Source organism: Yersinia sp. 2541 StPb PI (assembly GCF_052217145.1).
Lineage (GTDB): Bacteria > Pseudomonadota > Gammaproteobacteria > Enterobacterales > Enterobacteriaceae > Yersinia > Yersinia enterocolitica_E.
On sequence record NZ_JAZGQB010000001.1, the window covers coordinates 1223152 to 1248205 of the forward strand.

Below are 25054 nucleotides of genomic sequence, written 5' to 3' on the forward strand. Positions count from 1 at the left end.
CACCGTGGAAGTCTATACCACTGAAAATGACCAGGTTGATGCAGTGCGCCGTTTCTTTAGTGAGAATGGTAAAGCGCTGGCCGTGGGTGTGGTGCTCGGGATTGGTGCATTAGTGGGTTGGCGTTACTGGCAGAGTCATCAGAACACTGTCTTGACGGAAGCCTCCTCTGCCTATCAGCAAGCCAGTGATGCTTTGTCAGCTAACAGTGCTGATGGTGTTGCTCTTGCTGAAAAATTTGTTCAGGGCAATAGCAATAACTACGGCGTACTGGCCGGGTTAGAGCTGGCTCATCACTTTGTTGAGCTAAATGAGTTTGATAAAGCGGCGCAACAACTCACTCAGGCGCTGGGTCAGACCAAAGATGAAAATCTGTTGTCACTGATTAATTTGCGTCTTGCACGTCTGCAATTGCAATTGAAGAAACCAGACGACGCATTGAAAACGCTGGATGCGGTGCAGGGTGATGGTTGGACTGCGATGGCTCAGGATGTCCGTGGCGATGCGCTATTGAGTAAAGGTGATACCGCAGGTGCGCGAGCTGCTTACAGCAAAGGCGTCGAATCAAATGCTTCTCAGGCGCTGCAAGCTTTGCTGCGCATGAAATTGAATAATTTGTCCAGCTAAGGGGTATTCCCATGCAATTGCGTAAAACACTCTTAGTAGGACTGGTATCTGTTGCCCTATTGAGCGGTTGTTCACTGTTTAACAGTGAAGAAGATGTGGTTACCATGTCACCACTGCCAAAAATTGAGAATCAATTCACACCAACTAAAGTGTGGAGTACCTCAGTAGGTGGTGGTGTCGGTGATTATTACTCCCATTTGCGCCCAGCCTGGCAGGGGACGACTGTCTTTGCCGCCGACCGTAAAGGCTTGGTGAAAGCCATGGACGCCGACAGCGGTAAGCAAATCTGGCAAACCGATTTGTCTGAAAAAACCAACTTCCTTTCCAGCAACCGTTCTGCAATGTTATCTGGTGGCGTCACTGCATCAGGTGCCCATGTGTATGTCGGCAGCGAGAAAGCGGTAGTTTATGCGCTTAATTCCGATGATGGTCAGGTTGCATGGCAGACCGTGGTGGCGGGTGAAGCATTATCTCGTCCGGTTGTCAGCGATGGGGTGGTACTGATCCATACATCAAATGGCATGCTGCAAGCACTGAATGAATCAGACGGTGCGATTAAGTGGACATTAAACCTCGATACACCAGCGCTGTCTCTGCGCGGTGAATCTGCACCAGCAGTCGCATTCGGTGCAGCGATTGTCGGTGGTGACAATGGCCGCGTCAGTGCGGTAATGATGGAACAGGGCCAGTTGATCTGGCAACAGCGTATTTCCCAAGTGACAGGTACCACTGAAATTGACCGCCTGAACGACGTTGATACCACGCCTGTGGTTGTTGATGGTGTGGTTTATGCTTTGGCATACAATGGTAACTTGACTGCATTAGATCTGCGTTCCGGCCAGATCCTGTGGAAGCGTGAAATGGGATCAGTGAATGACATCATTGTCGACGCGGGTCGCATTTATCTGGTCGATCAAAATGACCGAATTGTTGCGCTGAAAACAGATGGCGGTATAACCCTTTGGAGTCAAAGCGATTTATTACATCGTAACTTGACAGCTCCTGTGATGTATAATGGGTATCTGGTTGTAGGTGATGCCGAAGGTTATCTGCACTGGGTGAATACCGATGATGGCCGTTTTGTAGCTCAGCAGAGCGTAGACAGCTCCGGCTTCCTGAGTGCGCCAGTGGTTGCCAGCGATAAGTTGCTGGTTCAGGCGAGAGGCGGCACGGTATACGCGTTCACCCGTTAATCCTGATTTAGTGCCTGTTTAACAGGCCAATAATAGGTCAATACCCAAAGTTATTGGTGTTGCAGCAAGGCAGCAAACGAATGAACCCTAATGAACTGATACCGTCAGTTATTCGGGTTAGTGAATGCCGCTAATATCGCAGCAACGTTCAAAACGCAGGGTTTTAAGCGGCTCCTGAGATTCAGGGGCCGTTTGTCTTCTAAAAACTGCGCTGTTGCAGGTTTGGTACAGCGCTGTAATGATTTGAAAATTAAGTAATGAGGCTTCAACAATGATACCTGTCATCGCGCTGGTCGGGCGCCCGAATGTGGGTAAATCCACTCTATTTAACCGTTTAACGCACACCCGTGATGCGTTAGTTGCGGACTTTCCCGGGCTAACGCGTGACCGTAAATATGGTCGTGCCGAGGTCGAGGGGCATGAGTTTATTGTTATCGATACCGGAGGTATTGATGGCACAGAAGATGGCGTAGAAACCAAGATGGCAGGTCAATCGTTATTGGCGATTGAAGAGGCCGATATTGTCCTGTTTATGGTTGATGCCCGCGCAGGCTTGATGCCTGCGGATCAGGGGATTGCCCAGCATCTGCGCAGTCGTGAAAAAGCGACTTTCCTGGTTGCCAACAAAACTGATGGTATTGATCCAGATACTGCTACAGCAGATTTCTATTCATTGGGCTTAGGTGAAGTTCATGCTATCGCGGCGTCCCATGGTCGTGGTGTGACTCAGTTGATTGAAGATGTTATGGCACCTTATATGGATGCCGTAGAGTCTGAAGTTGAATTGACCGATGAAGAAGCGAATGCGGCTTATTGGGCCGCACAGGAAGCTGAGGACGACGCTGTTCCTGAAGATGACGCAGAAGATGATTTTGATCCACGGACTCTGCCAATCAAACTGGCAATTGTCGGGCGTCCTAATGTAGGTAAGTCCACACTAACCAACCGCATTCTCGGTGAAGATCGGGTGGTGGTTTATGATATGCCGGGCACCACGCGTGACAGCATTTATATTCCTATGACCCGCGATGAGCGTGAATATATCCTGATTGATACTGCGGGTGTGCGTAAACGCGGCAAAATCACCGAAACGGTGGAAAAATTCTCAGTAATTAAAACCTTGCAGGCAATCGAAGATTCCAATGTTGTACTGTTGGTTATTGATGCTCGTGATGGTATTTCGGATCAGGACCTGTCGCTGTTGGGCTTTATTCTCAATAGTGGGCGCTCACTTGTTATTGCGGTGAACAAATGGGATGGCATGACAGAAGAAGCGCGTGCGCAGGTTAAAGATATGCTGGATCTGCGTCTTGGCTTTGTCGATTTTGCGCGGATTCACTTTATCTCAGCCTTACATGGCAGTGGCGTGGGTAATCTGTTTGAATCTATTCAAGAAGCCTATGACTGCTCAACCAAACGTGTGGGCACTTCCTTACTGACCCGCATTATGCAGATGGCCGAAGAAGACCATCAGCCTCCTTTGGTGCGTGGCCGTCGCGTCAAATTGAAGTATGCCCATGCTGGGGGTTACAACCCGCCGATTGTCGTAATCCACGGCAACCAGGTTACTGACCTGTCGGATTCGTATAAACGCTACCTAATGAATTACTTCCGTCGTTCACTAAAAGTAATGGGTACGCCAATTCGCATACAGTTTAAAGAGGGCGAAAACCCATTCGCGGGTAAGCGCAATCCATTAACACCAAATCAGATGCGTAAACGTAAACGTTTGATGTCGCACCTGAAAAAAGGTAAGTAGTAACAGCAAAGCGCGGGCATTCCGCGCTTTTTGCACATTTAACGACCGCCGTCAGTAAAACGCAGCTTTGGCCGCTTAACCGTAAACAAAGGGAGTTGAAAGTCAGTCATGTCTTGGGAAACCTGGAGTTTTGCATTTAGTGTTACGATGCCTAACTTGCTGATGATGTTACTCGGTGTGCTGTTACGGCGCTTTGGCTTGATGGATGATCGTTTCTGCGATGGTGCCACCAAGCTGGTCTTCAATCTCGCCCTCCCTTGTCTGCTGTTTTTTAGTGTCGCGACCAATCATGTCAGCTTATTGGATAACCTACCCTTGGTTGTTTATGGCGCTATTGGTACGTTGGTGACCTTCTTGCTGTTGGAAGTCGCCGCCAAGTGGTTGGTAAAAGACCCAAAAGAGCGTGGTGTATTCGTGCAGGGAGGGTTCAGAGCCAATACCGCTATCGTGGGGTTGGCTTTTGCCATGACGGCATATGGTGCCGAAGGGGTGGCACTCGGCTCGATGTATCTGACGGTGACAGTGATTTTATTTAATATGCTGTCGGTGATCACCCTGACTCGCAGTCTGCAAGCTGGGCAGGGCGGCAAAATCAGTAAATTGGCACTGTTACGCAGTATTGTGACTAATCCGCTGATAATTGGGCTACTGTGCGGTTTACTCTACGCACAAACGCAATTACCTCTTCCTCAGGTGATTGTCCAGACGGGGAGTTATATCTCTGCTTTGGCATTACCATTGGCTCTGTTGTGCACCGGAGCGAGCCTCGACTGGCACGCGATGTTCCGTTCTTCCAATGTGGCAGCGTTATCTTCAACAGCTAAATTATTTGTGGTGCCAATATTGATGACCGTTGGTGGCTTGTTGATGGGCTTTCGTGGGGCGACATTAGGGATTATATTTCTGTTCTCTGCCACCCCAACGGCGGCTGGCAGTTATGTTATGACCCGCGCCATGGGAGGCAATGCCACCCTGGCAGCGAATATCATTGCCATCACCACGGTCGGTTCATTCTTTACCACCGCGCTGGGGATTTACTTCCTACGATCGCTCGGGGTGATGTAGTTTTTAAGGAGAAGTCGATGGATGCATTATGCCCGGTTTGCCAAAAACTGATGACCGAAGTAAGTGGCCACTTTCATTGCTCTAATTGCCATGGCAACTATCAGCAACAGGCGGAGTGCCCTGATTGCGTCAAACCGTTGCAGGTACTGAAGGCGTGTGGCGCGATTGATTATTTCTGCCAGCACGGTCACGGACTCATTTCGAAAAGCCGCGTTCACTTTAGTTACTTGCCGACGATTTGACTGGCAGCAATTGAGCCAGGCGGCGTTACTCTTTTGCCGCTTTCCGTTGACGAGCCTTCTTCGCCACATTGATTTGGGTGATTTCACTTTCTACCCAACCGTCCTGCAATCGGGTGGTCAGCTTATCACCAGCCTGCACCTGCTTAGTGGTTTTCAGCACTACCCCAGCCGGAGTCTGCGTGACACTGTAGCCACGGGCCAAGGTTGCTAATGGGCTGACGGCCTCTAACTGCGAGCAGGCGATACCAAAACGCTGCCGGTAACCATTAAGCTGGCGCTCTAATGCCTGGCGCAAACGGTATTCCTGCTGCTGTACTTGTTGGCTGTAACGGTGAATTTGCCCTTGCGGTTGCACTTGCGCGAGGCGCTGCTGGAGCCTTTCGGTGCGCCGGCTTAACCAGCGGATTTGGTTTTGCGCGCTCTCTTCCAGACGGCGTTGCAGCTTTAATAACAGGGTCTGCTGACGTGCCAGTCGCAAATGTGGGTGTTGTTGCTGTAAACGGTGTTCAAGGCGGGTGAATTGCTGGCCGCGCTGTGCCAGATAATAATCCATCGCCATTTCCATCCGCTGCTGCTGTCCTTGAATTTGCCTGACCAGCTCAATCTGGTTACGGCTCACTAATTCTGCGGCAGCAGACGGTGTTGGCGCCCGCAAGTCAGCAACAAAATCAGCAATAGTGATGTCGGTTTCATGGCCGACTGCACTGACTATTGGGATGTGGCTATTGAAAATAGCGCGGGCGACCCGTTCGTCGTTAAAACTCCACAGGTCTTCCAGCGACCCGCCGCCGCGCCCGACGATTAATATATCGCACTCGGCACGTAGGTTAGCTAACTGAATGGCACGGACTATCTGCAATGGAGCATCAACGCCTTGCACTGCTGTTGGGTAAATAATTACTGGCAATGATGGGTCACGGCGTTGCAAAACCTGTAGAACATCATGCAGCGCCGCACCACTGGCAGAGGTGATGACGCCAACTTGCCTGGCAGGACTTGGCAACGGTTGTTTATGATGCTGATCAAATAGCCCTTCTGTCGCCAGTTGTTGCTTGAGTTGATCAAACTGTTGTTGCAGCAATCCGTCACCGGCAGGCTGCATGCTTTCCGCAATTAACTGATAATCGCCACGCGGCTCGTACAGGGTAATCGATGCCCTAACCAACACTTGTTGACCATTTTGTGGGCGAAACGTAGTACGGCGGTTAGTGTTGCGAAACATCGCGCAACGCACCTGCGCTTGGGCGTCTTTTAGGGTGAAATACCAGTGACCGGATGACGGTTGGGAGAAATTGGATATCTCGGCCGTGAGCCAAATCTGGCCCATTTCCATTTCCAGCAGTTGTCGCACCGTCTGATTAAGACGGCTAACAGTAAAAATTGTTGATGCGGAAGATTGTGACATGTGACCTGGATCAAATTTTAAAACAAGCACTTAATTGATCGATATTACCTACCTCAGACCGGTTGGCAAGAAAAATTATGAGAAAGTGCTGGAGGCAACCGATTACGCTCTGTATAATGCCACGGCAATATTTTATCTTTTCACATCCACCTTGGTGAGATATTGCCCATGCTACGTATCAAGAAAGAAGCTCTGACATTTGACGACGTTCTCCTGGTTCCAGCCCACTCCACAGTTTTGCCTAATACGGCCGAACTTGGCACTCAACTGACCGCAACTATCCGCCTAAATATCCCTATGCTGTCCGCAGCCATGGATACCGTTACCGAAGCTCGTCTGGCCATTGCGCTGGCACAAGAGGGCGGTTTAGGTTTCATTCACAAAAATATGTCCATTGAGCGCCAGGCTGAAGAAGTCAGCCGCGTGAAAAAACACGAAAGTGGCGTTGTTACCGAGCCGCAGACTGTTACCCCAACCACCACCCTGCGCCAAGTGAAAGAATTGACTGCCCGTAACGGTTTTGCAGGTTACCCGGTGGTAACCGAAGATTATGAGCTGGTTGGCATTATCACTGGCCGTGATGTGCGTTTTGTGACTGACTTAGACCAACCCGTGACGGCGGTGATGACACCGAAAGAGCGTCTGGTTACCGTCAAGGAAGGCGAAGCTCGTGAAATTGTCTTGCAAAAAATGCATGAAAAACGTGTCGAGAAAGCATTGGTTGTTGATGATAGCTTCCATCTGCGCGGCATGATTACTGTAAAAGACTTCCAGAAGGCAGAGCGCAAGCCTAACGCCTGTAAGGACGAGCATGGCCGTCTGCGTGTTGGGGCTGCTGTGGGTGCCGGTGCTGGCAATGAAGAGCGTATCGACGCGCTGGTCACCGCGGGTGTTGATGTTTTACTGATTGACTCATCCCATGGTCACTCTGAAGGTGTTCTGCAACGAATCCGTGAAACCCGTGCCAAATATCCTAACCTGCAAATCGTTGGCGGTAACGTTGCGACGGGCGCGGGTGCAAAAGCCTTGGCTGATGCCGGTGTAAGTGCCGTAAAAGTAGGGATTGGTCCAGGTTCAATCTGCACCACCCGTATTGTGACTGGTGTAGGTGTGCCACAGATCACGGCGATTGCTGATGCAGTCGAAGCACTGGAAGGTACCGGTATTCCGGTGATTGCCGATGGCGGTATCCGTTTCTCTGGCGATATTTCTAAAGCCATTGCCGCGGGTGCTTCCTGTGTCATGGTGGGGTCTATGCTGGCAGGGACTGAAGAGTCTCCGGGCGAAATCGAACTCTATCAGGGCCGTTCATTCAAATCTTACCGTGGTATGGGCTCACTGGGCGCGATGTCCAAAGGCTCTTCTGACCGTTACTTCCAAACTGACAATGCTGCCGATAAACTGGTACCGGAAGGTATTGAAGGTCGTGTCGCATACAAAGGTTTGTTGAAAGAGATTGTACATCAGCAAATGGGGGGCTTGCGCTCCTGCATGGGGCTTACCGGTTGTGCCACTATCAATGAATTGCGTACCAAAGCTGAGTTTGTGCGCATCAGTGGTGCAGGGATTCAAGAAAGCCATGTGCATGATGTGACTATCACTAAAGAATCCCCTAACTATCGCATGGGCTAATTCCAGGGGCTTAAACCGGCGAATTTGGTCATCGTTCTCGGCTCGCATTGCTCATTGACTTAGTGTCAACTGCGTATGCTGTGCTGCGGGCGGTAACTAACTTTTTGGCTTCGCCGACTGGAATGATTCATAAATAATTATGGTAACTATTTAATTTTATTATTTCTCTGTGGAATACGCCGCACATGACAAAAAATATCCATAAGCATCGCATCCTTATTCTTGATTTCGGCTCGCAATACACCCAACTGGTGGCGCGACGCGTTCGTGAAATCGGTGTCTATTGTGAACTATGGGCGTGGGACGTAACCGAAGCTCAGATCCGCGAATTTAATCCAAGCGGCATCATTCTTTCTGGCGGTCCTGAAAGCACTACTGAGCACGACAGCCCACGCGCGCCTGATTACGTGTTCACTGCGGGTGTCCCGGTATTAGGTGTGTGCTACGGCATGCAGACTATGGCGATGCAACTGGGGGGCAAAGTTGAAGGTTCAAATCAGCGCGAGTTCGGTTATGCGCAGGTGGAAATCAAAACTGACAGCGCACTGATCCGCGATATCAAAGATGCTATCAATCCAGCCAACGAAGCAATATTGGATGTATGGATGAGCCATGGTGACAAAGTCACTGCCATCCCTGCTGATTTTGTGACGGTTGCCAGCACCGATACCTGCCCGTTTGCCATTATGGCCAACGAAGAGAAGCGTTTTTATGGCGTGCAGTTCCATCCAGAAGTCACACATACCAAACAAGGCCAACGCCTGTTAGAGCGCTTTGTGTTGGATATCTGCGGCTGCGAAGCCTTATGGACCCCGGCCACCATTATCGAAGACGCCATTGTTCGTCTGCGTGAGCAAATTGGTGAAGACCATGTGATTCTTGGCCTGTCCGGTGGTGTTGACTCCTCTGTGACGGCAATGCTGCTGCATCGCGCTATTGGTGACCGCCTGACTTGTGTGTTTGTCGATAACGGGCTGCTACGGTTGAATGAAGCCGACCAAGTGCTGGAAATGTTCGGTGATAAATTCGGCCTGAATATTGTTCATGTTGCCGCCGAAAATCGTTTCCTTGCAGCGCTGGCTGGTGTCGATGAACCTGAAGCGAAGCGTAAAATCATTGGTCGCGTGTTTGTCGAACTGTTTGATGAAGAAGCGTGTAAGCAAGATCAAGTGAAGTGGTTGGCACAAGGCACCATCTACCCTGATGTGATTGAATCAGCAGCGTCTGCTACTGGTAAAGCACACGTAATTAAATCTCACCACAATGTGGGCGGTTTGCCGAAAGAGATGAAACTGGGGCTGGTTGAGCCACTGAAAGAGCTGTTTAAAGATGAAGTACGCAAAATTGGTCTGGAATTAGGTCTGCCGTACGACATGCTATATCGCCATCCATTCCCAGGTCCAGGTTTGGGTGTACGTGTTCTGGGCGAAGTAAAAAAAGAGTATTGTGACTTGCTGCGCCGCGCTGATGCCATCTTTATCGAAGAGCTGCATAAAGCTGATCTGTACAATAAAGTGAGCCAAGCCTTTACCGTATTCCTGCCAGTGCGTTCTGTTGGTGTGATGGGCGATGGGCGTAAATACGATTGGGTGGTTTCACTGCGCGCAGTAGAAACCATCGATTTTATGACCGCACATTGGGCGCATCTTCCATACGACTTCTTGGGCCGCGTTTCAAACCGCATTATCAATGAAGTGAATGGTATTTCCCGTGTAGTTTACGATATCAGTGGCAAGCCACCAGCTACCATTGAGTGGGAATAAATACTATCACTCGTCGATAAGATAGTGTTCTGACATTAATTAAGCCTCCGAACTTTCGGGGGCTTTTTATTTTGGCTGCGATGAAATAAAAATTTATATTTTACCTTCACGGATAAATAAAAAATGAACGATGCTTTTGTGAGTATCGCTTTTAGGTAAGATTACTATATGTGAATATAAAAATTGTAACGCTTACCTTCCCATTTGATGTGAAAGATTATATTTGGTTTCTTTATAATTAACAGGTGAAATATGAATGCTAAAATTAGTATTTTGATTGTTCCTTGGATCTTTATATCAATATCCACAATAGCAGAGCATAATAATGAAGATAATGTCTGTTTTTATTCAAAAGATAATTACTCTGAAAAGGAGGACGGCACAAAATTTTGCGTGCCTTATTATACCGAGGATGAATGGCTATTTAGCCAATGGAATAATAATATTGCATCAATAAAAATTCCGCTAAATTTACGGGTTGAGGTTTTTAGTGATTATTCATTTTTGGGGAAGTCTGCTTCGCTTTATAAAAACACCAATGCGGCTGAGTTGGCTCAGTATGGATTAACAGCAGATATCAGTTCTTATCGTGTATTACCAAAGAGTTTATATCCTGAGAATAAGAGGGTGACATTCAATTACCATTCAGACATTTTAGCTGAAAAATATTTCAGCTATGATTATTATGTTAACAATGGTCATAGCATCTTTTTAACCAAGCAAAGTCAGCCTATTGGTGCTGATGGACAAAGTTCTTACTTCTTTTATAGTCATGCAGGGCAGATAATGACGGCCTTTATCGGGCAAGGGTTTGATCGCAACCTTTACTGTTTGTCACCGGTGGTTCGGCGTAGTTCCCAGCTTGATGCTGATGTGGCATTTACCTATTGTGATTTTAATAATTCTGGCCAGTATTGGTTCCCTCAGGTGGTAGAAAATGAAATAAGATTAGTCAATCAAGGGACGGGTACCGCGTTATCATTAGATCAAATCGGTTTCTATGTGAGCTTACATACTAGCCCGATTAATATTCTACATGGCAGGGAACAACATTCTCAGCAGGGGACCGTGAATAAATACACTCTATGGTTTGATGCGTCTACTATTGAAACGTGGCAGGAAAAGGCAGTAAGACCCTTTTTACAATATAAGGAAACGCTTGAATCAAGGGGTGTAAATGACCAACGTGAGGTAATAACCCATCGTTTGGACCAACCAGATGATACCTATATCTATTTGGGGAGTAAAAAAGGTAGGAATCATATTTATTATAATGCAGAAACTCAATTACTGATGGCTTATAATAAATTAAGTGAGGGTAAAGCGTTAATAGAGTCCTCGTGCCTTTCATTATTGAATGATGGCACTGACCAACCTTCGGCGATTAGCTTTACCTACCATCGCAGTAACTACAGTGATAATAGTTTAGAGTACCGTTGTGATAATGGAGTAGCTTATAATATATACAGCAAAAAATGGTACTTTATGGCTGACTGGGAATATCATTATCTGGTTAATGGATATAAAAATAAACTTTTGCATTTTTATATGAATGAAAAAACATCATATATTAACTTCAAAGGTGTGCTGACTGGGCCAAAATTAGGTGAATATATAGGTGCTGTAGTGAATTTTAATGAGCGAACCCCTCATGATGCTGTATTCATTAATAATCCGGCCTTAGGCTATGTGCTTGATGTAGAAAAGGCTATTTGTGCATTGCACGGATTTACCGATGATCAAGGCACACATTGTGGTGATCTAAGTGCCACATGGTCTGTAACAGATGCTGATACTTGGGATGTTAGCCTCAGTCGCGACTATATGCCCTGGCTGCTGGCGCAAATTTCTCACAAGTTGCATACAAGTGAATGGACTGCTGCGTTGGATGCTTACCTGCAAAAAGTTGAAACACTGGAAACCTTCTTTGAGACAAATAAAGAGCATCCGGTCGATGATGCAATATGGCAACAAACCAAAACACTGCTGGTGGAGTTTTTACGTACCTATAACTCAACCGAATATCAGCAAGTTTGGCATCAAGTGGCATATGTCCTTAATCGTATTGAAGTAATGATTGAGGTGAAGGCATGATCCGGCTCTATAGTTACAAAATGTGATATGAATCACGTTTTGCTTTACCCCTTCACTGATGAGGTATAATCTTGACGAATCTTTACAACTCAACTAAATATTTAACATCCGCATCTCATAACTTACATCGTCAATAAGACGAGAAGTCCATTCATTATTAGTCAAGATTGCCACTGCCGCTGTGTAAAACGCAGGGTAGTTTAGCTCGCAGTAGCCCGCATCTGTTAGCACATGCCGATTAGCAGCATGTTCCTAAATACAACGGATGAATACTGCGTGCGTGCTGTTTTGTGGAGAAAAAACATGTCGGTAAATCTCTCTCCGATACCTCAGGTGCGGGGTATTTCACGCCGCCGTCTGCTGGGATATATCGGCGTCGGGCTAGTCAGTAGCCTGATGAGTCCCCTTTCACTAGATGCTTTCGCGGCATCGACCCAAACCTCGCCACAGAATTTAGAAAGATTCATGTTGGTATCACGCGCATTGACCGGTAAGCGCCAGCTTAATGCGCAGATTGGTCAACGAATCTATCAGGTTCTGCTCGGGAAAATAGGCGATTTTGACCAAAAACTCTCCTTGTTACAACCGTTGCCTTCGGGTGAACCTCAGCAATGGCTACCCCTGCAACAACAAATCGCCCGGCAAATATTGCAAGGCTGGTATATCGGCGTGATCGGTGAGGGAACCGATGCGGCGGTAATCAGCTATGAGAATGCGTTGATGTTCGATGCGGTATCCGATGTGTTGGTTATTCGCTCTTATTGCCCGAATAAACCCGGATACTGGGCTGTAAAGCCTGATGTCGCCTTATAATTTTGGAGAATACATTTATGGCTGACACACTAAAGGCGGATATCGTCGTTATTGGCTCGGGTGTTGCAGGAGGGCTGGTTGCCCATCAACTGGCCATGGCTGGCAAGTCAGTACTGGTTTTAGAGGCAGGTCCGCGCCTCTCTCGCTGGGAAATTGTAGAAAACTTCCGTAATCAGCCGGATAAATCAGACAACATGGCGCCATATCCTTCCACCGCGTATGCGCCTCATCCTGAATCTAACCCAAATAATAACTATCTGATTCAAAAGGGTGAACATCCGTATGATGTGCAATATATCCGCGCAGTGGGTGGCACAACCTGGCACTGGGCGGCTTCTGCGTGGCGCTTTTTGCCTAACGATTTCAAACTGAAAACCGTGTATGGCGTCGGGCGAGATTGGCCAATTGAGTATGCCGTGTTGGAAAAGTGGTATCTGCGCGCTGAACAGGAATTAGGTGTTTGGGGGCCAAGTGATGAAGATCTAGGATCACCCCGCAGTGAACCCTATCCGATGGCACCATTGCCATTATCGTGGAATGAACAGCGCATCAAGACGGTGTTAAATAGCCATGTTTTTAACGGTGGCAGCTTTAACGGCGGAAGTTTCAATGTGGTCACTGAACCGGTCGCCCGTAACAGTCGACCTTATGATGGCCGGCCAACCTGTTGTGGTAATAACAACTGCATGCCTATTTGCCCGATTGGCGCCATGTATAACGGTATCACTCATGTCGAAAAAGCCGAGCAGGCGGGGGCAGTCGTGCGCCCCAAAGCTGTGGTTTATAAGTTAGAAGTTAATGATAAACAACAGATTACTGCGGCACTGTTTAAAGATGAACAAGGCAATGAGCATCGGGCTGAGGGTAAATACTTCGTACTGGCCGCTAATGGGATTGAAATTCCGAAACTGATGCTGATGTCCACCGATGAGAAAAATCCACGGGGAGTGGGTAATAGTTCCGATATGGTGGGGCGCAATCTAATGGATCACCCCGGAACCGGGGTGACTTTTATGGCCAGTGAACCCTTGTGGCCAGGGCGTGGGCCGCAGGAAATGACGTCGATGATCGGCTTCCGTGATGGTGCATTTCGTGCTGATTTTGCAGCGAAAAAAATTCATTTATCCAATTTGTCACGTACCGATCAAGTCACGATTGAATTACTCAAACAGGGGGATTTGCAACTCGGGCCACAGCTTGAGGCCAAAATCCGTGACAGGGCCGCGCGTTTTGTACAATTCGACAGCTTCCACGAGATTTTGCCTCATGTCGAAAATCGCATTATCCCCAGCGCTAGCGAGAAAGACGCCATCGGCATTGCGAAACCCGAGTTTTACTATGCAATGGATGATTATGTGCGAAAAAGTGCGGTACACACTCAGCAGGTCTATGCCGAGGCGGCAAAGTTGATGGGGGGAACCGAGGTTAAATTCAACAATAACTTCGCCAATAACAATCATATTACGGGTACCACCATTATGGGCAGTGACCCGAAAGACTCGGTAGTGGACAGCGATTGTCGCACCCATGACCATAAAAACCTGTTTATCGCCAGTAGTAGTGTGATGCCAACTGTCGGTTCAGTTAATTGTACTTTGACGATTGCCGCACTCTCGCTGCGTATCGCTGAAACATTAAAGGCCGAGGTGTAAGATGAGAAAACAAATCTTGGGCTGTTCAGTGAATCTCCTGCTTATCGCATTAGGTTTAGCCGTAACTGGGTATGCCAGTGCTGATGCTGACCTAATTGCACGTGGTGAGTACCTGACTAAGGCCGCTGACTGTGTGGCCTGCCATACCACCAAAGACGGTAAGCCTTTTGCCGGTGGACTTGCCTTCAAGACGCCGATGGGCACGCTATATTCGCCCAACATCACGCCCGATAAAGAGACCGGAATTGGCAATTGGACGGATGAAGAGTTCTTGCGCGCATTACATGAAGGGAAAGGGAAAAATGGTGAGAATCTCTACCCAGCATTCCCTTACACCTCATATACCTTGTTGACGGATGCTGACGTCAAAGCCATTAAAGCCTATCTGTTTAGTCTGCCAGCAGTGCATCAAGCTAACCGCGAAAATGACATGCCTTTCCCATTCAACCAGCGTTGGGGATTGTGGTTCTGGAATTTGGTCAATTTCGAGGGGGAGCGCTTTCAGCCGGACAACACTAAAGATGCACAATGGAATCAGGGTGCTTACTTTGTTGAAGCATTGGGGCACTGCGCTGAGTGCCATACCCCGCGTAATATCACCATGGGGATGAAAGAGAGCAAAGCCTATGGGGGGGCAGAGATTAATGGTTGGACGGCGTTTAATATTACCTCTGATCCACATGCCGGTATTGGCGGCTGGAGTCAGCAGCAGGTGGTGCAATATCTGCGCACCGGCCATGTTGACGGTAAAGCACAAGCTGCCGGGCCGATGGCTGAAGTTATTGAGAACAGTACTCGCCACCTGAGCGAGAGTGATCTCAATGCCATGGCGGTGTATCTGCGTACCCTGGAGCCATTAAATCCAGATGACGAAACCAAGAGTCGTTCGGATTGGGGGCAAGCGGCAAGTAGTGTTAATTCCTTACGCGGTATGCCTTTCACGGCAGATAACAACACTGACGGCGCGCGCCTGTATTTGGGGAACTGTGCCAGTTGCCACAGTTTCACCGGTGAGGGCGTGAAAGACGGTTATTACCCTTCATTGATGAAAAACTCGGTGGTCGGGGCATCCGAGCCCAATAACCTAATTAATGTGATTCTCCACGGTGTGTCACGCAAAACCAATGACGGTGAAGTCTTTATGCCCGGATTTGCTAACACCTTAACCGATGAGCAGGTTGTTAGTTTGAGTCATTATCTGCTACAGCAATTCGGACAACCGGCACTGAATATAAAAGCCGATGATGTGAAGGCGCTGCGCGGGGAATAGAAAATAAGCACAAGGAAACCCAGTTCCCTTGTGCTTATTTCTGATTTATCTGTGAGGGGAAAATAACCCATATAACGATGCAGCGATGTTTGATAGTAAGTTAGATATTAAATTTTATTTTTTAACTAATATTATCAATATTGTTCTTATTTAACCTTCTCATTATGCCAATGCATTAATGTATATTCGCCATCATTACTGATGCCGGTGGCAATAGCTACCCACCCCTGTTTTTGATAAAACGCCAGCGCCTGCTGGTTTTTTGCCAGACATTTGAGTGAGCCGTGGCTGGTAAATAGCTGTTGTGCTGCCTGCAATAAGGCTTTTCCCGTACCGGACTGTTGTAGTTCAGGGGCAATAAACAGATGATGCAGGAAACTCTCTTCCATAAAAATTGAGGCAAAACCTAAGTGTTGATCGCCATCAACGGCGACCAGCACAGTTTCACCAATGGTTGAGCGATCAAAATCTTCCAGCCTAAAGTGTTCAACGTCCAGCCAGGTAAAGGCTGCTTTACGTGATGCCAGATACAAGGTGCGCAGGAATGGCCGGTCACTTTCCTGATACTGACGAATCTTGATACTCATCCTATGGTTATACCTCCAAAACAGGGTGCTTTCGCGAAATTGATCATTGGTTGAGCCAATACATGATTGATCTTCTACCACCTGCCCATGATAATAACAATTCTGACTCGGGGTGCCTGCCACAAACAGTGGCATGGCTGAGATATTACCCGTATTACCTGATCTGGATTATGCCAGCGTAGGGAAGTCTCGGCACCTTAGGGTTCCGCCTTCTTGACCGCCGGTTAGGAGGAATATGTTCGTTCAACCTGCCGTTTTCTCTTTAGCTATTCTCGCTGTTGCTGCTATTCGATCTCCCATTGATATGAGTGTGGAGAGATATTCATGAAGCGAATTAATGCACTCACGATTGCCGGAACTGACCCTAGCGGTGGGGCCGGTATTCAGGCTGATTTGAAAACTTTCTCTGCTTTGCAAGCTTACGGCACCAGTGTGATCACCGCCTTGGTGGCACAAAATACCTGTGGTGTGCAGTCAGTTTATCCCATCGAACCGGCGTTTGTTGCAGCTCAACTCGATTCTGTTCTCAGTGATGTGCGCATCGATAGCGCGAAAATCGGTATGTTGGCTAATGCTGACATTGTCGAGATTGTTGCCACACAACTGCAACGTTATCCCATCCCATTTGTGGTGCTAGATACCGTTATGGTCGCCAAAAGCGGTGATCCATTATTGGCACCAGAGGCCGTAGACGCAGTACGTCAACTGCTGTTACCGCGAGTGGCTTTGATTACCCCGAATCTGCCAGAAGCAGCCGCGCTACTCAATTGCCAGCCTGCGCGCGATGAGCAACAAATGTGTGAACAGGGGCGAGCACTGTTGGCTCTGGGGTGTCAGGGAGTATTGATGAAAGGAGGGCATTTGAGCGGTGAAGATAGCCCCGATTGGCTGTTTACGGCACAAGGCGAACAGCGTTTTGTTACCCGCAGAGTAAATACTCGCCATACCCACGGCACCGGCTGCACCTTATCGGCCGCATTGGCGGCCTTACGGCCACGGCTCCACGATTGGGCAGATACAGTGAATGCCGCCAAACACTATCTGCAAGGTGCATTAGAACAAGCCGATACCCTTGAAGTCGGACAGGGGGTCGGGCCGGTGCATCATTTTCACCGGTGGTGGTAATCCCCTTCGTCCTTGAAGTCGCCGAGGTGTTAGCTGCGCTCACCCCCCCGAATCACTGACTTGAGTCAGCTCATCGGGATGTGTTCACTTGCCGCCTACCTGCAACTCCAATGACTTTGGGGATCCTTCGTCCTTGAAGTCGCCGAGGTGTTAGCTGCGCTCACCCCCCCGAATCACTGACTTGAGTCAGCTCATCGGGATGTGTTCACTTGCCGCCTACCTGCAACTCCAATGACTTTGGGGATCCTTCGTCGTTGAAGTCGCAGGGGTGTTAGCTGCGCTCACCCCCCCGAATCACTGACTTGAGTCAGCTCATCGGGATGTGTTCACTTGCCGCCTACCTGTAGCTCCAATGACGAAGTGCATGCCTTATTTATTGAAATGGCAGAGATTTTTATGCCAATAAATAGCGCTGAGTCATCGCAAACATCGCGATAGCACGTTGCAAGTGATGGGCATCAAAACGGTTAAGCAGATAGCTGTCCGCGCCTTTGCGTGGGCGGATACACAGTGAGAGTTTTGGCTCGCCTGTTTCATCGTTAATCAGATCAAATTGATAACTGCCGATATCTTTTTCATCTTCACGCCAGGAGATTTGTACCGCAGGTAATGGGTTGCCTGCGCTAGGTTGGCGAACGGCAAAAAAGTACTCTCCGGCCCAGAACCCGGCGTAATCCCCATCAGCCTGTAGATGTTTGGTGCGAAAAATAGGCGCATCGACTAACTGACGGATAGTCTCGGGCGTTATCTGTTGTCGGGTTTGTTGCCACAGCGGGGTGTCATTTTCAAGTTGCCAGCAGGCTGCACCAAGATAATCATTCAATTCGCGCCAATCGGCATCGAGTTGCTGTAGCAACTCTTCATCGAGGATATTACGGTACTGCTGCATACCGCTGGGTTGTTCGCCCAATGTTTCGTAGGTGATTAACTCCATGGTGCGGGGTTTACGGCGAAAGCTCATCCACAACACGGCCTTCGGAATGCGAAATTCAATGGATTGAATGCTCAGACGATAGCGATCGCCTTTATTCACCACAAAACCATTGGCTGTACCGCGCTTATTTTGGTAATTACGTACCACCACCACGCTATTTAGCCCCATCCAGCCAGTGACATAATGCTCGCTGTCGGAATTGGCAACATCCAGATCGATAACCATCTGGATAATTTTATCCGTTTCAAGCTTAGCCAGCGGGTGGGCATCCCCGGCAGAGTAATACAGCTTCTCGGGTTCTTCGGGTAACTCAACGGTTAACATGGCATGGCCTTTTATCGGGTGGGCTCGGCTGATAGCTATCTGGTTCATAGCTTAACTCAAGCTGTCATACAGATTGTGATATAACTGGAATTAGGATGAAAATTCGTGCTATGGATCAACTTTTTCGCCGGTTGATGGTCATAGACAGGCAAGCTAATACCACGCCCGCTAAGCCGTTGCACAGAGCCTGGCTCACTGTCCGGCGAGTAGATTAATCAGATAATAAGGATTTCGATAATGAAAGGTAACAAAACCCGCCATTGTCTTGTGGCTGCGGTGATGCTCAGTGTCAGCGCCTGGGCTTTCGCGCAGCCAGCCACCACAACTGTCACAGCCACGTCAGTTGCCCAGACTTCTCCTGTCAAAAGCCGCCCGACCACGGCGGATCTGCTGCAACAGCCGGTGTATAAAAATAGCTGGCAAAAAATGGTGAAAAGCCAAAAGAATCTCCCCGCCTGGGCACGCAAAGGGGTGGGGACGTCAGCACCTTATGAGGTGATAAATTGGCAAGGGCAGCAATATAAGGTGGGGCGAATTTGTAAACCTCATGATTGCAGTAATAACTTTATGTGGGTGGCGTTTAGTCAGGATAAAAAACAAGTATGGCAGGCATGGGGAATGCGTATTTCCGTGGCAGACAAGCCACAAGCACTTGATAAACCGAGTGAGTTCGCGACCTATCAATGGCTCGGTCGTCCCAATGACAGTATCCAGGCCATGCTCAAAAAGCAGTTACAGCAAGATCCTAATTGGCACTGATTGCAGGCAGGCCGCTAATAAGTAAATTTATCTAGATTAATTGATTATATTGATGAAGATGTCACTGGCGGATTTGAATGCTGGTTGCAGCGGCCTCGCAGCAGCGAGGCCTGAATCGTGAATGCAACCAACACAGCTACAACTTGAACGATGACAGGGATATCAACCAACGCCAGCTTGATGCAGGTCGTGCAGATTAATGGCTCCGACCAGTTTTCCATCCAGATTCACCACCGGTGCGGCACTGAGATGGTGCTGATGCAGTGCCTCCAGCGCTTCTCCTGCGCGCCATTGCTCAGGTAATCGGTAGCCTGGCCGTGTGATGGCATTTTCTAAGGGTTGCTGTAAGGTGCCACCTTTTACCAGCCAGCGGCGTAAATCACCGTCAGTGAATACCCCCACAACCCGTTGCTCCGGATCACATACAGCCACCAGCCCTAGTCCTGTACGGCTCAGTTCTAACATGGCTTCCATTACGCTGTCGGATTCATTCACCATCGGCAGGCGATCACCGGTTCTCATTAAGTGATGGACTCGATTAAGTAGCCTTGCGCCCAAGCTGCCGCCAGGATGTGAGCGGGCAAAATCTTCTGCACCGAAACCGCGATGGCGCATTAATGCCATTGCCAGAGCGTCCCCCATCATCAGGGTATTAACCGCGCTGGAGGTAGGAGCCAATCCCATCGGGCAAGCTTCGTGTTCGACACTGATATCCAATACACAGGCTGCACCCAGCGCCAGCGGGGACTCTTTGCCGCCAGTGATGGCAATCACGGGGATCTGGCTATCCGCCAACAAGGGCAGAATCAGGTCCAGTTCTTTGGCGCGCCCTGAGTAGGAGATAAAAATCACCACATCCTGAGGGCCAATCATGCCCAAATCGCCGTGCAATGCTTCCGCCGGATGTACAAAGAAGGAGGGGGTGCCAGTGCTGGCCAGTGATGCGGCAATCTTTTTACCAATATGGCCAGATTTGCCAATCCCTGAAACTACAGCCTTACCGGTGCAGGCTAATAATAACTCACAGGCGCGGATAAAATTATCATCTAAACGTGACAGCAGCTTATGCGCTTCTGTCAGTTCAATTTCCAGTGTTTCACGGGCATAGGTAATCAATGGATTAGTCATTTTTATCAACCAGAATGATGTTAATGCCCATGTCCTGTAGCGCTTGCAAATATTCTGGGCTAATACCTTTATCTGTAATCAGGATATCAACGGCACTTAACGGGCACACTACATTTGGGCTTTTACGGCCAAATTTGGAGGAATCGACCAGCAAAATAATGCGGCTAGCGGCACGGCACATCGCCGTACTAACATGATAAACTTCGTTAAACGTGGTGACACCTGCTTTCAGATCGACACCATCTGCACCGATAAACAGTTGATCGAAACTAAAATTATCAAATGCAGATTCTGCCAGACTACCATGAAAAGAGGCTGAACCTTTACGGTAAGTGCCACCCGGCATCAAGATAGTTTGATCGTTATCCAGCTCAACCAGTTCATTGACGATATGCAGGCTGTTGGTCATCACCGTGATATTGTTGAACTTTGTCAGGTGGGGAACCATTTGCAACACGGTACTACCGGCATCAAAAACCAGGCTATCACCGTCTTTAATCAGTTTGCTGGCAGCTTGAGCAATTTGCTTTTTCTTATCGGTATTAATGTGAGTTTTACGGTCAATGGGTTGTTCTATATCATCACGATTTAATACAACCCCACCGTAGGTACGGATAACCGCCCCTTCATTTTCAAGACTGGTTAAATCCTTACGAATTGTGGTACCGGTGGTTGAAAAATGTGCGGCGAGTTGATCGACGGCCGTCTTTCCGTGTTGTTGGAGATATTCCAGTATTGCAACCTGTCGCTGCTTTGGCTTCATAACGATCCCCGCTCAAGTATTTCCATTGCCTCTTTTTCAGGCATAACTTTCACATGAAAAAGAATAGCTTTCATTGTGAAAATATCATGATTTCGGTTTAATCGCTAATAATAGTGCAGTTTGACATGCTTTATCCGTAGGGAAGATCACATCCGGGATTAAATCCTGCTGATGTAAGCCATGAAGCTGAGGTAATGGGCGTGGGCGGGCGAAAACGCTAATGCCACGCATGATCATGCTGTCACTGACCCGCATATTCTCATCGAAAGCCAGCGCCATTACCACGCGGGGCTTAAAGCGCCCACCAGATCGGCCAACACCAACTGATTTACTGTGCTGACACAGGCGATCAAAAGCACGGTTAAACCGATTGATTTGCCACCAGCCAAGCATGATTTGCAGCACCCAGGCGATGATAACAATAGTGATCAGTGCTGATGTTGGAGACATATTTTTATCCTTCTTACTTGACGTTGCAGCAGTGTTAGCTGCGTTCGTTGCTTGGCCCATCCTTGGGCCTCGCCTCTGTGAGACCGCTAGAAACAGTCCCCTTAGCTTGCTGGGATGACAAACTGTTTTTTCAGACAACATCAAACTTAAAACATCACCTGACCACCGGTAATATTAATTGATTGTCCGGTGCAATAGGCGGCTTTATCGCTAGCGTAGAACAACAGCATGTTAAGCACATCCTGATAATCACAACCCCGTTTTAGTGGCACTTTATCGGTGTAGTATTTTTCAACTTCTTCCGGTTGAATACCCAACTTTGCAGCGTACTGCGGTAAAAGAGATTGGAACATCGGTGATTTCAACAGATTGCCTAACATCAAGGAATGCACAGTGATACCGTAGTCAGCCAAGTCCAGAGCCAATGATTGGGTCAAACCAACGCCACCAAACTTGGCAGCACTGTAACCCGAGTTGTGTTTACTGCCCACTTTACCTGATTTGGAGTTGATCTGGATAATTCGCCCGGCAACGCCATCACGGATCATCAGGCGAGAGAATTCACGAGCACATAAGAAGTAACCGACCAGATTGACCTGTAGTGAGCGGTCAAAATCATCCAGTGGGAAATCAGTAATCGGTGCGGCCTTGGCAATGCCTGCGCTGTAAACGAGCAGGTTAGTTTGATGGAAACTTTGATCTACTGCTTTTGCCAGCATCTGCACGCTGCTTTCATTGGTGGCATCAACCTGAAAACCACGGGCGCTATCTGCGCCGTATTCGGCATTAATCTGATCAGCGACTAACTGTGCGTTATCTGAATTTAAATCAGCAACTGCAACTTTATACCCTGCTTCGGCAAGACCATGACACAAGAATGCGCCCAATGTTTGTCCACCGCCAATAACTACTGCTACTTGTGACATAACTACCTCCAAAATTATCCTTGGTACTTGAAACTGCAGCGGTGTTAGTCGAACTCACTCACCCGAATCACTGACGAGAGTCAGCTCATCGGGATTTGTTCGTCTACTTCCTTTGCAATTCCAATTACTTCGGCTAATACCCTTAGTACTTGAAGTTGTCGCAGGGTTAACTGCGATGCTAATGACATCGGGTATAAATGAATAAATTAACGAATAAATTTCAGTGAGCTACCGATAGGAATATCATCGGGTGTTGGCCCTATTACATGGATAGAACCGGGGAACTCAGGTTGCTTATCACCATTAAAACGAATGGTGACATGACCCAATTCACGCAGGTTCTGAGTTGCCACCTCGCCAACTGCGGTGATGACATAGCGCAGATCAGCCAGTTCCATAATGTTGCCAGCCTGTAGCTCTCCATCGGTGTCGCTGTGCTGATGGATAAAACAGAACTCTTCAATATCTTTGGGTGCCCCTTCGCGGAAGGTGATAAGCATGTCATCAAGCAGCGCCTCGCGGGCGCTGTCGCCGATATTGGTAATAGTTGTCTGATAAATAGTATTCATACGTACATCCTTAACCGTTGAATGTATTACAGATAATTTTGTATTTAGTGCTTACTGATAGATAAAGGCTGATGCTGCCCAGGCAATCAATACTGTTGGCGCTCCGGTAAGGAAGCGGCCAACCAGAACCGAAGGGACACCGACACGAACGGTATCTTGTTTCGCTTCGGCCAGAGACAGACCTACTGGGATAAAGTCACATGCTGCTTGGGCATTAATTGCAAATAACGCTGGCAGGGCTAATTGCGGTGGAATATTCCCCAAACCAATTTGTACCCCAACCAATACGCCGATAACTTGTGCGATAACGGCCCCTGGGCCTAAGAACGGTGACAACAGCGGGAAGGAGCAGATCAGTGCCAAGAGCACTAAGCCTATCGGGCTGCTGGCCAGCGGTGTTAAGCCGTGAGCGATAAAGTCGCCCAAACCGGATGCCATAATGATGCCGATTAACGCCGAAACGAAGGCCATAAACGGTAGGATAGTTTTCAGTACGGTATCGATGGTGTCGCGGCCTGACTGGAAGAATACCGCCACAACAGACCCCATCCCCATCCCGACTTTCGCCAGTAACCCGTCACTTTGTTCGGTAATTTTCTTGCTGGTATCGTAATCACGGCCAGCTTTGCTTGCGGTTGCTGTTGCCGGTTCTGCTGGTGCAGCCGTTGCGGTGGCGTGATCGGTTCCACTGACTTTATGGATATTTTTTTCACGCACACCGGAAACATAAATATCTTCCAGTATGTATTGCGCCATCGGCCCGGATTGACCGGTTGAATGGATATTAACGGTTGGAATACGGCGTTTCGGATACAGGCCACAGCGCAGGGTGCCACCACAGTCAATAATCGCCACGGCGATCTCTTCGGCTGGTGGTTCACCTTCTTTGAACCCATCCACCGCTTCCCAGCCAGTCAGTTCACTGATACGGTCAATAATGGCCGGGCGGGTACCCGCGGTGATATAGACAATTTTCTTACCCGGTACGATTGGCAACACTAATGGGCCACCCCAGCCGCCTTCGCCTTTTTCAATCCTGATGAATTCACTCATGCTCTGCTCCACACAGTATGTATTTAATTTACATATTAAAGTTGTACGTTACGGTCCAGACGGATGCCCATTTTGCGTTCAAAGATGGAGGTCGTCAGATCGGTAACCCAGCCACGGAAGAAGTTGGTGAACAACCCAACCAGGAAGTAGCTAACAGCCAGCGGGCCGAGGGGTAAGCCCAGTGTGGTTAAACCACTGGCAATACCTAAGAACACGAACAACTCACCTGGGTTAATGTGTGGGAACAAACCATTCATTGAGTGGCAACTGTAAGAGGCGGCCGCGTAATAACTTGGTTTATATTTTTCTGGCATAAAACGCCCGAGACTTAAGGTCATCGGGTTACAAAATACAAAGGTACCGATCAGCGGCAGCAACAGGTAACGGGAAACAGGGTTACCGGCACAGCGTTGAGCCAATCGTTCAATCCTATCCTGACCAACAAACTTGATCAGTGCATTCATGATTACTAACAAACTGATTAATAAAGGTAAGATCCCGGTGACCATGCCAACAAAAACTTCGCCCCCTTTTTGGAAGAGTCCGATAAACCACTCGGCTCCATGGGTTATGAGTTCAATCATTTTTTTCTCCTGTAATCGAGGTTATGGCTGTTTTTATAAACTTTTGTTTTGAAAAGAAACTTCAGGAACCGCGTGATAAAGCGGTATTCAAAATACTGAGGTTCCAGAATGGACTTCAGCATCTTGTCTGTCGCCATGTGAACTACCATAATCATTTTTTAGATCTATTTATTGCATATGGATCACACTTTGAAAGTAAAACCTTTCAAAGTGAAAATTAAATGTAAAAGAAAAGAGGTTTGAAATGAAAGGTTTTTGCGTAAGAAAATGCGTTAACTCGAGCTAAAGCCAGGTCAACGTTGAGTTAGGCAGAGCGATAAGGGTAATAAAATCTAGAAG

The 25054-nt window shown here is 48.2% G+C and carries 23 protein-coding genes and 1 riboswitch; of the genes, 13 read left to right on the plus strand and 10 right to left on the minus strand.

All coding sequences use genetic code 11. From position 1 onward, the window contains the following. The first annotated feature begins 4 nt into the window (after positions 1 to 4). The 5 genes from V1953_RS05390 to V1953_RS05410 all read left to right on the plus strand — a co-directional run bounded on the left by V1953_RS05390 (position 5) and on the right by V1953_RS05410 (position 4884). A complete protein-coding gene (locus V1953_RS05390) occupies positions 5 to 625 on the plus strand; it encodes a YfgM family protein (protein WP_083163203.1) in 621 nt (206 codons plus the stop codon). An 11-nt stretch (positions 626 to 636) separates the two neighbouring features. Continuing rightward, positions 637 to 1818 carry an outer membrane protein assembly factor BamB gene (gene bamB, locus V1953_RS05395; RefSeq protein ID WP_083163205.1) on the plus strand — a complete coding sequence of 394 codons (1182 nt, stop codon included), beginning with the start codon at positions 637 to 639 and terminating at the stop codon, positions 1816 to 1818. Between the two features lie 271 nt (positions 1819 to 2089). Beyond that, complete coding sequence (gene der / locus V1953_RS05400; RefSeq protein WP_083163207.1) at positions 2090 to 3577, plus strand: ribosome biogenesis GTPase Der; 1488 nt, start codon at positions 2090 to 2092, stop codon at positions 3575 to 3577. A gap of 108 nt (positions 3578 to 3685) precedes the next feature. Beyond that, positions 3686 to 4642: an AEC family transporter gene (locus tag V1953_RS05405; RefSeq protein ID WP_083163209.1), complete on the plus strand. Its 957-nt coding sequence runs from the start codon at positions 3686 to 3688 to the stop codon at positions 4640 to 4642. Positions 4643 to 4659: 17 nt separating this feature from the next. Next, positions 4660 to 4884, plus strand: a complete 225-nt coding sequence (locus tag V1953_RS05410; RefSeq protein ID WP_083163211.1) for a zinc ribbon domain-containing protein — start codon at positions 4660 to 4662, stop codon at positions 4882 to 4884. A gap of 25 nt (positions 4885 to 4909) precedes the next feature. Here V1953_RS05410 and xseA read toward each other — a convergent pair whose 3' ends face one another. Then, positions 4910 to 6289: an exodeoxyribonuclease VII large subunit gene (xseA, locus tag V1953_RS05415; protein WP_083163214.1), complete on the minus strand. Its 1380-nt coding sequence runs from the start codon at positions 6287 to 6289 to the stop codon at positions 4910 to 4912. Between the two features lie 168 nt (positions 6290 to 6457). Here xseA and guaB point away from each other — a divergent pair, with 168 nt between their 5' ends. From guaB to V1953_RS05445, 6 genes are all read left to right on the plus strand, one after another. Further along, positions 6458 to 7921, plus strand: coding sequence for an IMP dehydrogenase (gene guaB / locus V1953_RS05420; RefSeq protein WP_083163216.1), 1464 nt, complete (start codon positions 6458 to 6460; stop codon positions 7919 to 7921). Positions 7922 to 8106: 185 nt separating this feature from the next. Further along, on the plus strand, positions 8107 to 9684 hold the full coding sequence (guaA, locus tag V1953_RS05425; RefSeq protein WP_083163218.1) for a glutamine-hydrolyzing GMP synthase: 1578 nt from the start codon (positions 8107 to 8109) through the stop codon (positions 9682 to 9684). A gap of 252 nt (positions 9685 to 9936) precedes the next feature. Continuing rightward, positions 9937 to 11778 carry a hypothetical protein gene (locus tag V1953_RS05430; protein WP_442820604.1) on the plus strand — a complete coding sequence of 614 codons (1842 nt, stop codon included), beginning with the start codon at positions 9937 to 9939 and terminating at the stop codon, positions 11776 to 11778. Between the two features lie 303 nt (positions 11779 to 12081). Further along, positions 12082 to 12591: a sugar dehydrogenase complex small subunit gene (locus tag V1953_RS05435; RefSeq protein ID WP_442847625.1), complete on the plus strand. Its 510-nt coding sequence runs from the start codon at positions 12082 to 12084 to the stop codon at positions 12589 to 12591. Positions 12592 to 12608: 17 nt separating this feature from the next. Then, a complete protein-coding gene (locus tag V1953_RS05440; RefSeq protein ID WP_083163222.1) occupies positions 12609 to 14243 on the plus strand; it encodes a GMC family oxidoreductase in 1635 nt (544 codons plus the stop codon). Between the two features lies 1 nt (position 14244). Then, complete coding sequence (locus V1953_RS05445) at positions 14245 to 15513, plus strand: c-type cytochrome (RefSeq protein WP_442850736.1); 1269 nt, start codon at positions 14245 to 14247, stop codon at positions 15511 to 15513. 146 nt (positions 15514 to 15659) lie between these two features. Here V1953_RS05445 and V1953_RS05450 read toward each other — a convergent pair whose 3' ends face one another. Then, on the minus strand, positions 15660 to 16100 hold the full coding sequence (locus tag V1953_RS05450) for a GNAT family N-acetyltransferase (protein WP_083163224.1): 441 nt from the start codon (positions 16098 to 16100) through the stop codon (positions 15660 to 15662). 98 nt (positions 16101 to 16198) lie between these two features. Then, positions 16199 to 16302, plus strand: a riboswitch (TPP riboswitch). A 122-nt stretch (positions 16303 to 16424) separates the two neighbouring features. Between V1953_RS05450 and thiD the strand changes: the two genes are divergently transcribed. Beyond that, positions 16425 to 17225, plus strand: coding sequence for a bifunctional hydroxymethylpyrimidine kinase/phosphomethylpyrimidine kinase (gene thiD / locus V1953_RS05455; RefSeq protein ID WP_083163226.1), 801 nt, complete (start codon positions 16425 to 16427; stop codon positions 17223 to 17225). A gap of 394 nt (positions 17226 to 17619) precedes the next feature. On the opposite strand, the gene V1953_RS05460 is transcribed toward thiD, so the two are convergent. Next, on the minus strand, positions 17620 to 18483 hold the full coding sequence (locus V1953_RS05460; protein ID WP_193784874.1) for a hypothetical protein: 864 nt from the start codon (positions 18481 to 18483) through the stop codon (positions 17620 to 17622). A 237-nt stretch (positions 18484 to 18720) separates the two neighbouring features. Here V1953_RS05460 and V1953_RS05465 point away from each other — a divergent pair, with 237 nt between their 5' ends. Further along, positions 18721 to 19242 (plus strand): inhibitor of vertebrate lysozyme family protein, encoded by a 522-nt coding sequence (locus V1953_RS05465; protein ID WP_420073620.1) that lies wholly within the window; start codon positions 18721 to 18723, stop codon positions 19240 to 19242. Between the two features lie 162 nt (positions 19243 to 19404). On the opposite strand, the gene gutQ is transcribed toward V1953_RS05465, so the two are convergent. The 7 genes from gutQ to srlA form a co-directional block, all read right to left on the minus strand. Beyond that, positions 19405 to 20370: an arabinose-5-phosphate isomerase GutQ gene (gene gutQ, locus V1953_RS05470; RefSeq protein WP_083163230.1), complete on the minus strand. Its 966-nt coding sequence runs from the start codon at positions 20368 to 20370 to the stop codon at positions 19405 to 19407. Beyond that, the gene (gene srlR / locus V1953_RS05475; protein ID WP_083163232.1) at positions 20363 to 21133 is read right to left on the minus strand and encodes a glucitol operon DNA-binding transcriptional repressor SrlR; all 771 of its coding nucleotides are present in this window, start codon (positions 21131 to 21133) and stop codon (positions 20363 to 20365) included. Before srlR ends, gutQ begins: the two co-directional genes overlap by 8 nt. Before the next feature lie 84 nt (positions 21134 to 21217). Further along, positions 21218 to 21583 carry a transcriptional regulator GutM gene (gutM, locus tag V1953_RS05480; protein ID WP_083163234.1) on the minus strand — a complete coding sequence of 122 codons (366 nt, stop codon included), beginning with the start codon at positions 21581 to 21583 and terminating at the stop codon, positions 21218 to 21220. Between the two features lie 146 nt (positions 21584 to 21729). Further along, complete coding sequence (srlD, locus tag V1953_RS05485) at positions 21730 to 22509, minus strand: sorbitol-6-phosphate dehydrogenase (protein WP_083163236.1); 780 nt, start codon at positions 22507 to 22509, stop codon at positions 21730 to 21732. Between the two features lie 206 nt (positions 22510 to 22715). Next, the gene (srlB, locus tag V1953_RS05490) at positions 22716 to 23078 is read right to left on the minus strand and encodes a PTS glucitol/sorbitol transporter subunit IIA (RefSeq protein WP_083163238.1); all 363 of its coding nucleotides are present in this window, start codon (positions 23076 to 23078) and stop codon (positions 22716 to 22718) included. A 51-nt stretch (positions 23079 to 23129) separates the two neighbouring features. After that, positions 23130 to 24131: a PTS glucitol/sorbitol transporter subunit IIB gene (gene srlE / locus V1953_RS05495; RefSeq protein ID WP_083163240.1), complete on the minus strand. Its 1002-nt coding sequence runs from the start codon at positions 24129 to 24131 to the stop codon at positions 23130 to 23132. Positions 24132 to 24166: 35 nt separating this feature from the next. Continuing rightward, positions 24167 to 24715: a PTS glucitol/sorbitol transporter subunit IIC gene (gene srlA, locus V1953_RS05500; protein WP_004877312.1), complete on the minus strand. Its 549-nt coding sequence runs from the start codon at positions 24713 to 24715 to the stop codon at positions 24167 to 24169. Positions 24716 to 25054: the final 339 nt, after the last annotated feature.